Origin of the sequence: Shewanella sp. MBTL60-112-B2, assembly GCF_019655055.1 — a bacterium.
In the GTDB taxonomy this organism is placed as follows: domain Bacteria; phylum Pseudomonadota; class Gammaproteobacteria; order Enterobacterales; family Shewanellaceae; genus Shewanella.
In genome coordinates this window covers 14,611-28,937 of the sequence record NZ_BPFA01000048.1, presented here as the reverse complement: position 1 = coordinate 28,937, position 14,327 = coordinate 14,611, and the positions used below count along the sequence as shown (strand labels likewise).

8 protein-coding genes are annotated in these 14,327 nt (G+C 40.2%); all 8 read right to left on the bottom strand.

Going from position 1 to position 14,327, the window contains the following annotated elements; all coding sequences use genetic code 11:
• Nucleotides 1-538, bottom strand: a 538-nt coding sequence (locus K5Q73_RS20575; RefSeq protein ID WP_220766175.1) for an O-methyltransferase, incomplete at its 3' end; no start/stop codon positions are given.
• Nucleotides 539-540: 2 nt separating this feature from the next.
• Entirely contained in the window at nucleotides 541-1,812 is a 1,272-nt protein-coding gene (locus tag K5Q73_RS20570; protein ID WP_220763079.1) for an ATP-binding protein, read from the bottom strand.
• A gap of 21 nt (nucleotides 1,813-1,833) precedes the next feature.
• On the bottom strand, nucleotides 1,834-2,703 hold the full coding sequence (locus K5Q73_RS20565) for a phosphorothioated DNA-binding restriction endonuclease (protein WP_220763077.1): 870 nt from the start codon (nucleotides 2,701-2,703) through the stop codon (nucleotides 1,834-1,836).
• Between the two features lie 224 nt (nucleotides 2,704-2,927).
• Nucleotides 2,928-8,918 (bottom strand): DNA phosphorothioation-dependent restriction protein DptH, encoded by a 5,991-nt coding sequence (gene dptH / locus K5Q73_RS21645; RefSeq protein ID WP_259650790.1) that lies wholly within the window; start codon nucleotides 8,916-8,918, stop codon nucleotides 2,928-2,930.
• Nucleotides 8,890-10,239: a DNA phosphorothioation-dependent restriction protein DptG gene (gene dptG / locus K5Q73_RS20550; protein WP_220763075.1), complete on the bottom strand. Its 1,350-nt coding sequence runs from the start codon at nucleotides 10,237-10,239 to the stop codon at nucleotides 8,890-8,892. Before dptG ends, dptH begins: the two co-directional genes overlap by 29 nt.
• A gap of 2 nt (nucleotides 10,240-10,241) precedes the next feature.
• Complete coding sequence (gene dptF, locus K5Q73_RS20545) at nucleotides 10,242-11,837, bottom strand: DNA phosphorothioation-dependent restriction protein DptF (protein ID WP_220763073.1); 1,596 nt, start codon at nucleotides 11,835-11,837, stop codon at nucleotides 10,242-10,244.
• Between the two features lie 611 nt (nucleotides 11,838-12,448).
• A complete protein-coding gene (locus K5Q73_RS20540) occupies nucleotides 12,449-12,751 on the bottom strand; it encodes a YkgJ family cysteine cluster protein (RefSeq protein WP_220763071.1) in 303 nt (100 codons plus the stop codon).
• A gap of 230 nt (nucleotides 12,752-12,981) precedes the next feature.
• The gene (gene prpF / locus K5Q73_RS20535) at nucleotides 12,982-14,229 is read right to left on the bottom strand and encodes a 2-methylaconitate cis-trans isomerase PrpF (protein ID WP_220763069.1); all 1,248 of its coding nucleotides are present in this window, start codon (nucleotides 14,227-14,229) and stop codon (nucleotides 12,982-12,984) included.
• Nucleotides 14,230-14,327 lie beyond the last annotated feature (98 nt).

Here is a 14,327-nt window from a genome sequence, read left to right as displayed (position 1 = left end):
CAGGAATATAGTCATCAGAAACAAGATCTTTCAACTTTTTGATAAGTAGTTCTTTATGTGAACTATCTTCGTCATTATATTCTTCCCTTAGCTTGCCGATCTTATGAGCTATAGAGTTATAGCTTGTCATTACGACTGTACCAGAAACTAAGTTCTCAATTAAAATCCCAACATCATTAAGCATTGTTATATCAATACCGAAATCATAATCCAGCCAAGGTATAAATTTTTTGTTATATTCAATTTTAGGCAAAGCATCATTTGACATTCCCATTATGACATCAATACATTCAAATGGTTTGTTGAAAAAATATTTTTCATGATTTTCAACATCTCCCTCAATGCTTACCATATCATTAATATGCAATGTTTTATGAAACAAACTAAAATCTGCGAAATATTTAGAACCAAAACCGATATACTTATAATCAGATATAGGAACAAAACGATTAAGGTTAATAAGCATATCCCTAATCACTTTTCTTTCAACAAATTTAGCTGGTCGTACTGAGTAGTTAATTACGTCACCTGAAGCCATGATTAACACTCATTCTCTAAATAATGACGGAATGTATACAACCCTACATCCTTATTTGTATTAAGCCCAAGGCTATCTTTGACTATCATCAACTCACTATCTTTAACAGAATAGGAAATTCGTCTTTCAGTAATTTGTTTAGGTGGCTGATTGAACGTTGGTCTAATAAAAGACTCTGCTAATTTCAAACCAAAAATCGAAGTTAATGGGGCTTCGACGATAGCCTTATTAATCATCGACTCTTCGATAGAGCCAAGATCGACCGCATTTTGCTCCTTTATCCTTTCGCTCAATAAAAGTAATATTTTTCTCATTGCCACTTTCATTTTAACGAGTGCGGTACGGTAAATAGGATTATCAGTATCTATACCTGTTTTTGTCGTATTCCATGGTAACTTGGCGCCATCAGCACTATTAAACTCTATAACACCTCTAAAGAAGGCGAAATCCGTATGATAGCTACGGATGCCATCTACTCCCCACCCAGTCATAGCTGTTGTCGAAGCTTCTTCTATCATCCTATCATTACAGTAAACATACCAACCACCTTGATGCAAGTTACGTTCGCCAACACCAGCTTTAATAACAATTAAAACTCCATTAATTTCAAATGACTCACTATAAAAACCTAGATCATCACTATTTTTTATTAGGATATCCTTAGTTTGAACCTCTTCGCCATTTATTTTAACACGTAAACCATTGGCTAGTACTTTGTGATGAGCTTTACCCACCATACTTATCAAACTATTAACAAACACTCTGTCATCAAACTTTTCTGAAATACTTCCATGAAGATTACTGACCTTAATCTTTGTGCCGTAATCATCACTTTGAACTTCTATCTCTTCGAGTTGAAAATTCCAATCGTCAGCTGAACCAATCCACTCATCAACATTAACATTAATATTAAATGAGTGTTCTTCATGCCGTGACTCAATATGAAAAACCTTACCGAGTTTAAACAAAGCTCTTTTCATTCCAACGCCAAATCGACCCACAGAATGAGGGGTATCTGGTGCACTTGCTGGGCGGCCAAATTTGAATGCGTAATTCTCTGCAGCCAGCTTTGATATTCCCCCACAGTTATCCTTAATAGAGAAGTAATCCTTATTGATTTCGATTTCAATATTTTTACCTACAAAGCCTCCTGTTAAAAGTGCGGCATCTACACTATTATCAATAAGATCAACTAAGGCAGATAATAGTGAAATATCCCTAGTTAACATGCTTATAAAAAAATCTTTCGTTGGTTCTGCACTTACTATTGTCATGATTTATCTCTAGTTTAATACTTATTTTAAGACTTCTTTATGATGCCAACTTAGAAAATCAATGTTTGGCAGCCAATTATCTTTCTTTGGTAAATTAATGCGCTTATTCTCTAAATCAAAAAACAAGCGTTGTGCTTGCTCCCCACCATTAAGGCTTTCTGACAGCTTTATGGTGTAGTCCTGAGTAATAGTAAAGGCACCTTTATCAAAGGCTTTATGGTGAACAGCACATAGGGTTAAACCATTGGTTACATCGCACGGCCCATGGAACTGCTTCCACTTGATATGGGCGGCTTCTAGTCCTACCGTTATGTCATCCATTCGCAGATCAAAGCCACAAACCGCACACTGGTAGTTATAGGCGCGTAATACCTCTTTTCTAAACTTAGGATCTCGTTTTTGAACTTGCTTAAAGCTGAATTCAAGACCTAGGTGACGCGTAATATCATCAACAATACTCTGTGGAAAACTATCTTGTAGAATTGTTTCTAACAGCTCTAAGGTTAAGTTAGAGTCTTGTTTAATCAAGTTATAAGCAGCAGCGTTAAAACCACCGCTTACCTTATGTTTAATTAGTTCACGTTTGCTAGGGTCAGTATTACTCTTTCGAGCAATGCAGTCTTCTGCATTATTCAGCGCCCAAATATTATCGTTTCTTAAACGCCAAAATGGATACTCAGCATGATAACTAGTGCGAGCCGGACCAAACCGTTTAAGCAACTCAGTGACCTCTTCGTCAACTTCAGTTTCATAATCAAAATATTGACCATGGCCTTGGAGGTACTTCGACAGAGCATAAGCCATCATTAATGGTTTGTTAGGTGCACGCTGATCACTTCGAGACCATCGTTTTACAGCTAAGACTGCAGCCCTAAGTTCATTTGGCGTCATTTAAATGCTCCATTTCAGCTAATAGCATTAATATTGGCTTGGTGACACTAGAATTGATCAAACTTAAGAAGTGATTGATATCTTGGTTTTTGAGAGTTAAATCCATTTAATTGACTCAGTAATCTGTAGTTATTTGATTATATACATTTATTTGGTGCTAATAATATGCGCTATTGCAAAAAACACCCCGAAGGGTGTTTTTTATCAGTCTGTTAGGTAACTTGTTAGCCAAGCAGTTCCCAAAACGCTTTATCTTTGATCTTCTGCACTTTCTTGTCACCATCCACATATAAGCTGTAGTGCTTATCTAGCTCACGAATGCTCTTCATCAGGTTTTCTTGGTCTGACTTATCATCCTTGTTGAAGATTGACTTAATGTCTTGGTTTTTAATCTGTGATACCCGATGCACAATCCAACTTAAGATGTAAGACGAATAATCATTTTCGCTGGTCTTAAAGTGGGTAATATCTTGCGTCGACAAAATCACCCCCACTCCGTACTCGCGCCCTTCTTTTAGTACCTTGCGTAGACTTGGGAAGTTTTGCGACATAAAGTTATCGGCTTCATCAACAAGTAATAGCTTAGTGACTTGTCTAAAGTCGCCCTGCACTTCCGGTTTGCCTTGCTTTTGCATCTGCGAATAGAACAAGTCCATCGTCAGTGCCACAACCAGATTTTGAATTTCTGATGGGTAACCAGCTAACTCGACAACTGTTATGCCGTCCACCAGTTCATATAAGCTAGTGCACTTTTCATGGTTATCTTCGAAGATCTCCAGCTCATACAAGCTTTCTAGTGCTGCGTAGAGTGAATCTTCAGTTGGCTCAGTCTCTTCAAACAATGCCCAAATATCATTAATCGTTGGTGCCGGCTTACTCCAAGTACTTTGATCGCCCTTTTTAATCCCTGCCAGCTCATAAGCTTCACCAATAAGCTTACGTAGCTTTAACTGCTGCTTCTGCCCTAAACCAAATGCTTTGCCCATAGTCTCTGAGAAACCACGTGCCGTATGCACAGGCAGCATAGGTGTATCACCAAATAAGCTGAGCGGATTGTAGGGCAGTTTATGCAGGTTAAACTTTTTACCGTTAGTGGCTGTTAAAAACTTCTCGTCGACATAATCTGACTTGTAATCGAAGATCAAAATACCAATTGGTTTACCATCCACATTACGCGCTTGCTGGCGGTAAAGCTGAGTCACTACCGACTTGGTACACTGTGTTTTACCTGTACCCATGGTGCCAATAATGCCTGAGTTGGTATTCATAAATTTGGCGGTATTGGTTGGCTCCCAATACACTTCAGCACTATCACGCACATCATGTCCGATTAATATTTTGATTGGCTCTGCATTCCTATTAGCAGTGTTCGGATCAACGATTGTAGATTCAACTGACCTTTCTTCTTGCCTCTCTGTTTTCTGAGCTACTTTATCTTCGACAAGTTCATCGTCTGGAGTTATTACTGATGCAGTACTTACCAATGGACTAAGCACATCTTCAAAACTTGTAACGGACTCATCAGGTGTTTTTGATGCAAGATTTGAATTATGGCTTGGCTTTTCTTTCCCAGATGTTGATGAAACGTCTTCAATATTCACATCAGCAAGCCTCGTCATAATCGTCGATTCTGTGTTTGCCCGTAAAAACTTTTTAAACTGTTTGAACTCTTCAATCCTCATCGGAGTGAAGCTTCCTAATCGTCTATAACCTTCAATGCCGACGGCGAGTACGTCTCTTACTTTAAGATCTCGGTTGAATGCAAACTTCAATCTTCTAATCACAAAAGAAAAGTCTTGTTCACTTTCTACATCCTTAATTAGGGAGTCTAGATTAAAAGCATTGTCTGTAACTTGAGCATGTTTGTGACCGTTGTTCTCAATATAATCGTCATAAGTCGACTCTGAAGAAGGCACATTTTGCTCTTCACTCGGTACTACTGCTGCAGAGGTTTCAAAGGTTTGCGAACAATACTGTTTTGCTATAGCTGATTTCAATTCAAGGAACTCTTGAACTCTAGCTGGGGTAAAATTGCCTAAAGAACGAAACTCTTCAGCGCTAATACCTTTCAATTCTTGAGCACTAACATCTTTTTCATAAATAAACTTTAACCGTTTAACTATAAAGGCGTATTGTTCTGCAGAACTTAGATCTTTTAATAATGGGCTGTTTTCAACTTCATTAACCTTTGGAGCATCAAACTCTTCAATTATGTTACCGTTTAATTCATCTTCAACAACTGTAGACTCTTCAGTGTTATAGCCGCCAGATTCACCACTGTCATTTAAATTCAAGTCAGGGTCTATATTTGGAGTTACAATATCAAAACCTTGGTCATAATCAACGCTTATAGGTTGATGTCCAGACTTAAGCAGATACCTCTCTGGGATATGACAAAGTTGCTCGGGACGAACATCAGTCATTAACTCTCGCAGCGGTGTACTAACAAGTTGTTTCAAATAACTAATAGGCAGCTGAATTTTTAAGATGTCGTCGACTTCATTAAAATCTGCTTCAAAGAAAGTATCGTTTTCAACATGAGAAAGCATGAAACCGTCTGGATAGTTTGCTAGCTCAGCAATACTGTAGTCACCTTGTAACCACCATTCTCGATCAGCTAAGAATCCGTCAAAGTAAGTATCTGAATAGAGATTATATAGCTCATACTTATCTATCTGCATCAGCACCTGTCTGATGAACAGACCACGATATAACATGCCTGCAAAGTCATTACGGCCCAATATGTCTTCACACAGATAGCGTTTAAGCTCTTTAGCTTGCTGCACACCTTTACTGTGGGTTTGTTTGATACCGGTTTTCACTTCAAGTGGTAACACGTACATCTGTTTATCTTTAAAGCCGACAAACAGTACATCATCTGAGATTAGGCCTGACTTGTAACCTTGGACGTTACGCGAGAAGTCACTATCAGACATCTTAAGACCGATGTTACCGGTTACACGGATCATCTCGGCAACCGAGAGCGGTACCCAAGTAATGTCGGATTGAGACAGTAAGCAGTTTACAAATTTATACGCGCCAATAATGCCCTTTTTCTCTTTTCGCTCGTTGGCATTAGCAGTGATCATTTTAAGCAGCCACTCACCATTAAAGGCATTAAACTCTTCAGTTATCCCGCCTTCGTCCTGCTCGAGCACCTTCTTATAAAGCTCGGTTTGGCGTGTAACGGTAATTGCGTCGTAATTCGCCGAGTTGGTGTAGTTATCCGAATAGTGGATCAACACCATGTCTTTTGCGTTCTCGAAAAAGTCTAAGGTCACCTTAGGGTCAATAATGGTCGTCCAGATGGAACTGACATAAGAACGCTCTAGTAAGGTTCTAAAGTTATCACTCACCACCAGCGCCATAGACTTTGAGTTACCCGTCGGTTCGCTAGATAGACGAGCCGGCTTGATAAGACCGCCAAGCTTTTGGGCAATTTGTAAATGTGGTTGCCCTTCGATATCGACATTCTTGAGCCCGAATGCAGTAAAGTAGCTGTCTTGCTTATTGGCAGCAGCTTCACCCGCCATTAAACCATGACAGACTACACCACTTAGCTGTTTATCAACATTGACATCTCTTGGTTCTACCTTGCTGTTATTTCTAAAGAAGCTAAGGTGTGAATAAGCTTGTTTGCCATCAATTTTGCCATTTTCAAACTTACTATAAGTGAGTCGAGTGCGTAGCAAATCGATAATCATATCCGCTTGCTCACGTACAGCGCCTTTATCTAGTTCATATAAGTTTTTAAGCTCATCGTAGCTCGCCGTCTCGGCGAAACGATCGAATTCACTATAGACAAGTTTATCGTCATACAGATTTACATGAATTTGACAGACCTTGTCTTTATTAGCCTTAACAAAATCAACCAGCCCCATAAAAATTTCGTGGTTTGATTTATTATTAACTGAGTTAATAATCAATGTCGCTTTCGGGCCTGCATTAAACAGCGCCGAGAAGGCATTTTTAAATTCACCGACTTTATCTTTTACTAGCTTACGCACATAGGAAAAGCTCGTATCTTGTTGTGGTACGAGTTCTAACCAAAAGCTATTTTCTTTCTCTAACTGACTAAAGGAAAAACCATGAATAGGGTCGTAGATAAAAGGTAATAATCCACGGGCATTTAGTCTATCAAGCGTCACTTTTGGCAGTGTCTTAAAGCTATGACTTTGATCTTGGGTTACATGCTCAGCTAATGATAAATAGTAAGCAATGACCATAGGGTGGAATGGCGTAATATATTCTTGGCCACTAAAGGTCGCAAATCCGATATTAATCAATTGCTTTTGCTCAGCGGTAAGCAAAATATCATCGCCAATAGCGCTAATAGCATCATTGTATTGTTTTACAACCTGCCCCGCTAAAACACGATACTCCGGCCCCCAACTACAGAGGCTCGGCAATGTACGGTGTTCATGGTAATAGTCAAATAATGCTCGGTAAGCAACAAACAACGACGGGTAGGTTGCCTCAATATCGTTGAGAGATAACGGCATTTGTTGCTCATCGCGCCTAGTGAGTAGTAAGCCGTCAACAATTTCAGCTTCCCACTGCAGTAGGGTTAAGCGCTTGCCCTTGGGTGAAAGTTCTTTGTTATCGAGTAAGACTTTATTTTTTGAGCGATTAAAGCTACCAAGGTAGTCATCTTGGTATAGTCGCGTAAATCTGTCTTTATCTAAGATCAGTGGCAGTGTTAGTGAGTCTGTTGCGATTGCGCCCTCAACATTGAACGTTAGCCATGAGTCTTGGCCTTTAACGACAAAGTGTAGCTCATCAGACTCGTTCGCTATTTGCTCGAAATTAATCTCGCTAGTCGTTTCATTGTCGAAAACCTGTCCAATCTCATCGAGTACCGCTTTAGCGCCTTCTTTGCCACCGTCTATGCCAATCACAAAGCTGCTCTCTTCAGTTTGCAGTGTGATCCGCGCGGTCTTCTTAGATGAAGTTGGTGGTTCGATTAGGAAGTTATTTCTAAAAGCATCGATATAGAAATCGCCGCTTCTAATCACTAACACTTTAAACTTATAGCGTTCCGCTGTTTTCTCTCTTTTTAGATCTAGAGTGAAGAACATCGCTTTGCCAGTATAGGCGCCAGTAACCGTCACTCTGCTACGTTTTCCGCCTGAGTTCACTGGATTTGCGATTTCAATTAGGTCTGTTTTATTGTGCAGAATTGAGCACTGCTTACGTTCGATTTTACCGCCAATAAACGTCAACTCGAAACCAAAATCTTGCTGGTCTTCTTCTATAACCAAAATCAAATGGCGCTCTCTGCGACCCGCCTTGGTTTCTGACTTGTTCTTTGCTATTAGCTCTCCTTGCAGGATCACCTCACTTTCGAGCTCTAATAGGTTTTTTCTGTTTGCTTCCTGCTCTTGCTTACATGCACTAAATTCTAATTCGGTTTTCCAGCTTTCAAGGGCTTCTCCGCCAAAATTTCGCTCAACAAACTTAGAACCGAAATCTTTTTCAGCAAGCTTTTCTTCCAATTCATTAGGGAAATGATGAGTGATACGTTCAATATCTTCATAAAGCCGTTTGTTCTCATCGAGTCGTTTATTGATTTGTTCTGGCTTACCATCCCACGTCAAAATTGCAGGATCATTTAATAGACCTAGCTCGCTAAACTTGAGGTCACCATCGAGTAGTGCATTGTAAAGTTTTTCAAAACCAAACATGGTTGCGCCATCATCAACGATTTGATTAAACCTATGCTCAAGTAAACATTCTGAGACTTTTCGAGTCCCGTTAACGTCATCGATTAACTTGTACATTGCTTGTTTAATCTGCTCTGGGTGCCAGATACTTGCAGGCTGTGCAACATTTTCAGCAGAGTTAATAAGCGTGTCTAGCATGCTATTGTGGATCACTAGCAATGCACAGTCTTCAAACTCTCCGAATTGGCCTGCGACTTCATCGCGCAAGTGTGAGATGAAGTTCTCAGTAAAACCAGGTGCTGTATTCGAGTCTTCGCTATGTAATACCGGCAAAAGACGAGAGTTACCACATGTTACTATTGATAACTTCGTGCCTTTAACATCAATCGTGCCATCGGCTTTTGATACAATCGAGTCAAACAGTTTCAAGCTATTTTCATTATCAGGAGACTGAAACTGATATCGATAGCCAGGCTTAATGGAATGCTGTCCCCAATTTAGGAATAGTTCAGCTAAAAAATCATTAAATTGTTTTAAAGACATATACTGCATCTCCACTGTCACTCATACGCTCAACATTGCCGATGCGTTCGTAAAATTCGATTAAAGCCTGTTGGCTTTGTTTGTCAAAAAAGACACCTCTTGCTTCGAAAGCTAAGATAAGCTCATGGAATCGCAGCTTATCCTTTTCGCCCACTGCAATATTGGTCAATAAAATAAGGTAGTCTTGATTAAACACCATTACACGCCCTGCACGCCCCCGACTCTGAATAAAGTGAGAGCAAAGCTCAGCTTCTGCTGATTTGACGTATTGCAAATTAATATCGTATCGAGTTTCACCTCGACTGAATTGCGCAGCACCTAGCTTTAATAAATTGTCGAGTTGATCTAGTGGGTCTCTAGAATCCGATAGGCTGGTATTAAGTTGTCTGGTTTCTTTAAATTCAGCTGCGTAGTTTTCAAGTGCATCTACACATGTTGGGTGTTCTGCTAAGTTTTGCGCAAACGCCCAGATAGGCATAGTCTGATTTTTACTATCTTGCAGGTTTTCGTTCATGGCTAGGTAAGGAAAGATACTCCAAAGCGCTGTAGACAATTGCTTATGCCCGTAGTCCTTTACCAATGTACGCTCATCACTTGCTTTTTCGGTATCTAAAATGAAGTAATGCAACTTAGGGCATGGCTCGCCTGAGCGCCAATCTTTTAAATTTAGTGCCAATTGCGCAGTATACAAGTGCGCATATAGTCGAAGAAAATCTTTGAATATAGACAGTAAATATTTAGGCCGTTTGCTTAAAAATGTAAGATCTTGTTGGAAATGGTTAGCCATAAATGGCAAATATGGCGCCTCTTTAGTCACGACATCACTCTCTTCAGGATCCTGAGTTTTAAGGTGAAGGCTGAGTACGTCATATAGCTGATGTTCGAGAAAGTTTAGCTTTGCATTCGGTTTTTCTGTAAAAGAAAAATCTTGTAGCAAACTAGCAAACATATTGCCTAAGCGGCTGTTTGGCGTATTACCAACGGCCTTATTCGTTTTGAACAATAAGAATTCTGGTGCAATCTTAAACAGTTCATCACCTTGAAAATACATCTTATCGAGAATCGGCCAAAAATCAGCTTCATCTAACTTACGCAAGAATGTCTTTTGGCTAGCCTCTTTGAAGTCTGTTAGTTCAAATTGCTTTTTCTTTTTACCGGTTAGATCTGTAGGATCTTTAAAGGGAATAAACTCTTTTCGGTAGGCGTGTTTTACCACGTGGCCTAGTGCACTGTCCCAATCAAAAATGTCATATCTATCTTTTGTTCGGATAGGAAAGTAACTGTTTAACGTATTGTTTTTTACCTGCAACTCAGATTTTAATCGCAACATAATTATAGGCCACTCACTTCAAATTCATCAAAATCGTCGTTTGCAATTTTGTATCGGTCATTTTTGTAAAGTATGTGCAAAGTTCTCGTTTCATTAGCAACTTCAGCTATCTCTTCAACAAGCTCATCTAAGAGCACAACGGTATTTTTATCGTGCTTATTAGGGCGATAGCCTTCAACAATACGTAGCATCAGACTCAATAAGTTGATGTTTGTCGGCAATTTCACAATACGTTTGCCCACCTTAAAATAGGTATTAAAGTGTGATGTTTTAGTCTCTTTATCTTCAGCTATTTGAGGCACATGAACTTTAAGTTCTAGGTCTGCAGCTAACTGAAAACCATTGTGTTCAGAAATAAAGAACTCGCCTTTGCCTAGCCTTGGTGCATTACGATTGTTGTATTTATGGATAGCAGCAATTGCGACATCTTTATAATATTGGCGTAATGCCAACTTATGCTCATCAGAACCATCAAAGTGACAATGAAGGTGCCAAACCTCAGAATATTTCTTAATCAGGTCTTGTTGGAAGTCAGCACAAAATGAAAGGTGATAGTTGTTAGCAAACTCTGAATTTTTTAACAGGTAGAACAGTCTTAGATAAGATTCTGGCGCTAGAGAGCGAGTAAACCCCTTTAACAAAAGAGCTTCTACAAATACTTCGTAGTTATGATCAGGTAAACCTAAACTTCTCGATAAAATGAATTTATCTATATGCTGCGTTCGGATATTAGCAGGATCAAAATCTACAATTTTACTGGCTAATTCGTTATCAGTGCCGGTGAATAAGTTATCAAATAAATAACCAGGTCCTGCTAATAAATGAAACACAAAATCAAGTAATGCACGCGCAGTAAGGAACTGGTCCTTAACTAATCGCGCTTTAAATAAAAGCTCGATAATGGTCTGTTGTACCGCTTCATCACTTAAGAGCTCATAATTGGCACACAACTTCTTGTCGACAGCTTGCGTTAGTGTTTTTTCGTGCTCAAAATGGTCGCGGATGATGTTATTAGTCGGCGCGGTTAGCTTTTGAAACAGCTCTTTTACAAACTCAGCCGTATAACCATTTTGCCCTAATACAAACTTGGGAAACTTCTCAAAGTCTAAAAACTGGTGATTGGACTCCGTTGGTGAGTCATCAAGGAAGCTCTTTATCGATGATTTAATATCATCGTGCTGCTCTGCGCCTTCTTGCGCATAGTTGCCAAGCATACCGACGTTAATACCAACTACGAGCGTTTTATTAGAAGTACGGTTTTCTTCAAATAAAGTATCAAGTGTTTGGATTGCATTAGACGTTGGTGAAAAACTATGGGTCGCATCTAAGTGAAACTTATAGCGGTCTTTAAACATCGCCATTTCACAATAACGTGTTAAGATTTCAGATTTACCGTCGCCACTACTGCCACATAGAAAGATAATGTCATCTTCTGTTGCACTAAGCAGTGCTTCTTTAAAAGCTTGTTCAATGTTGGTCGTAATGAATAGATAATTTTTTATCTGATCTTCGATAGAGTTATCATTTTGATGCAGAGTACGCACCGCATACGGGGATGATTTTGATAAAACAGATAACGCAGATTTAAACCTTAACATAACACTCCAAGCAACATAGCGTTAGCGTGGTAAGTACTTATAAATGTATGGCAAGGCAGACTTGGATTGAGTATCAAATATAGAGCTCACTTATTGTGTGAACTGCACTTTGATTTAGACTCATCTTGAAGCGTCTCTTCCTTAAGCACTTACTCCTTTAATATATGTCCATACAATACGTGTTTGTATAAAAAATACAAGAGATCCTATTCTTGAAAATCATATAGATGTCTCATTTTTAGCATGAACATCGACTACGAAATTGAATCGTAAATAAATGACTGAAAATGACTAGGCGTGGATGATAGTAACATAGGGATAAGTATAAAATAAACAAGTGTGTAATCATGTGACAAGAATGGGAGTACCTAAGCAACCGTTCATTATGTTGAAACCCCGATGCTGCTTTGCTTTATAAAAAACAGACGAGTTCTAACACGACTAATTTAATAGTTGAATTTTGCTATCGCAGCTGCTCACGAATACCCAAAAACGTATATTCGGCTTAATTTAATCTGCAGCCTGCAGATATGAGGCAAATCGCTACCAACGACATAACTCATACACAAAAGAAATGCCGTCATACTTTGTTAGAAAGGGAATAGAAAAATTTAAAGCAGCTCTTTACGCTCGCTGATGCACTCGTACGATCCCATCTCAAACAGACGGCAGATCCATGGGCGGTTCTCATAAATGGTGCACATCAAGGTGTCTCTATCGACTGCTGAGCACCAGCCATCATCTAAGCGTAACATGGTTTCAGCGCCATACTCGTCAACACTGATATGCTCGTCTGGTACGCCTGTATCGGTCACTATCATGACTTCTAATCGGCAACAACATGCTTGGCAATTTGAGCAGGTGATCTCGGAGTTGACCACGGGATCGGATATATCTTTTACGTCAATGTTCATAAACAGCAGTATTAAATTTAATGGCCGCTAGGATACGCTAAAACTGCAGTTTTCACGACTAATTTGCTCTCTATCGCTTTTAACGCAAAAGAACCCAGTTTGTGCTGGGCTCTTAGTTTTTTTGATTTTGCTATTTTGCTTTGGGCTTAACTTAGCAACATTGGATTCAACATGGCCAAATTTAGTTGAGCACTACAGATGCCTTGATTAAAGGGTGCGGCCTTGCAAGATTAAAACGTATCCGCTGGCACTCTCACCCAACCTTCCATCAATACTCTTGCGCTGCGACTCATCACCACTTTATTCACCTGCCAGTTGCCGTCAACTTCAGTCGCTTCTGCGCCAACTTTTAACGTGCCAGATGGATGACCAAAGGTGACAGTGTCCGAACTAGCACTATTGCTCGGACTCGGACTCAGGCTCTGGCTTTGACTGGCTGCTAAGTGCACTAAGGTGCCCGGTATTGCCGCTGCTGTACCAATTGCCACTGCAGCTGTGCCCATCATGGCATGATGCAGTTTGCCCATAGACAAGGCGCGCACGTTTAAATCGATATCAGTTTTGGCAATCTGTTTACCGCTTGATGAAGTGTAATCTATAGGCGGCGCTACAATTGCCACTTTGGGCGTGTGCTGACGGGTTGCCGCTTCGTCGATATGTTTGATTAGCCCCATTTGCACTGCACCATAAGCACGGATGGTTTCAAACATGGCAAGCGCCTTTGCATCACCGTTAATGGCATCTTGCAGTTCTGCGCCGCTGTAACCTAATTCGCTGGCGTTAATAAACACGGTTGGAATACCTGCGTTGATCATGGTGGCTTGCAAAACGCCACTTTCTACAACATCAGTAGGCACTTTCAAGTCATCAATTAAATTACCGGTTGGGAACATAGCGCCCTCACCGTCTGCTGGGGCTAAAAACTCAACTTGGACCTCAGCTGCAGCGAACGTGACGCCATCTAACTCGAAATCACCGGTTTCTTGCAATTCACCATTTGTCATAGGTACATGGGCAACAATGGTTTTTTGGATATTTTTTTGCCAAATTCGCACCACAGCCGTGCCATTTTCTGGCACACGGCTGCTATCGACTAAACCGTTACTGATAGCGAATGATCCGACCGCTGCAGTTAAGTTGCCGCAATTACCGCTCCAGTCAACAAACGGTTTATCGATGGCAACTTGACCAAATAGGTAGTCAACGTCGTGATCGGCTTTATCGCTTTTAGCTAAGATAACCGTTTTACTGGTACTGGATGTTGCCCCGCCCATGCCATCGGTTTGTTTACCGTAAGGATCTGGGCTGCCAATGACTCTTAGTAACAAGGCATCACGCGCAGCACCTGCTTCCTGCGCCTCAATAGGTAAATCGGTTAAATTAAAAAACACCCCTTTACTGGTGCCGCCACGCATATAGGTGGCAGGCACTTTGATTTGTGGCGCAAATTTTGGTTTTGGATCTGTTGATGTGGTCATGTGTTTTACCTTGTCAATCCGTAATGCCTAGTCATTTCAACGTTAAATGGGTCCGAGAACAATGAAAATACGCACGGTAGCTCCTTTAATTAGCTCCC

Coding starts and splice junctions, on each gene's coding strand:
- dptG (WP_220763075.1), bottom strand. CDS start 10,239: ATGTTGCGATTAAAATCTGAGTTGCAGGTAAAAAACAATACGTTAAAC.
- dptF (WP_220763073.1), bottom strand. CDS start 11,837: ATGTTAAGGTTTAAATCTGCGTTATCTGTTTTATCAAAATCATCCCCG.
- K5Q73_RS20570 (WP_220763079.1), bottom strand. CDS start 1,812: ATGACAATAGTAAGTGCAGAACCAACGAAAGATTTTTTTATAAGCATG.
- prpF (WP_220763069.1), bottom strand. CDS start 14,229: ATGACCACATCAACAGATCCAAAACCAAAATTTGCGCCACAAATCAAA.
- dptH (WP_259650790.1), bottom strand. CDS start 8,918: ATGCAGTATATGTCTTTAAAACAATTTAATGATTTTTTAGCTGAACTA.
- K5Q73_RS20565 (WP_220763077.1), bottom strand. CDS start 2,703: ATGACGCCAAATGAACTTAGGGCTGCAGTCTTAGCTGTAAAACGATGG.
- K5Q73_RS20540 (WP_220763071.1), bottom strand. CDS start 12,751: ATGAACATTGACGTAAAAGATATATCCGATCCCGTGGTCAACTCCGAG.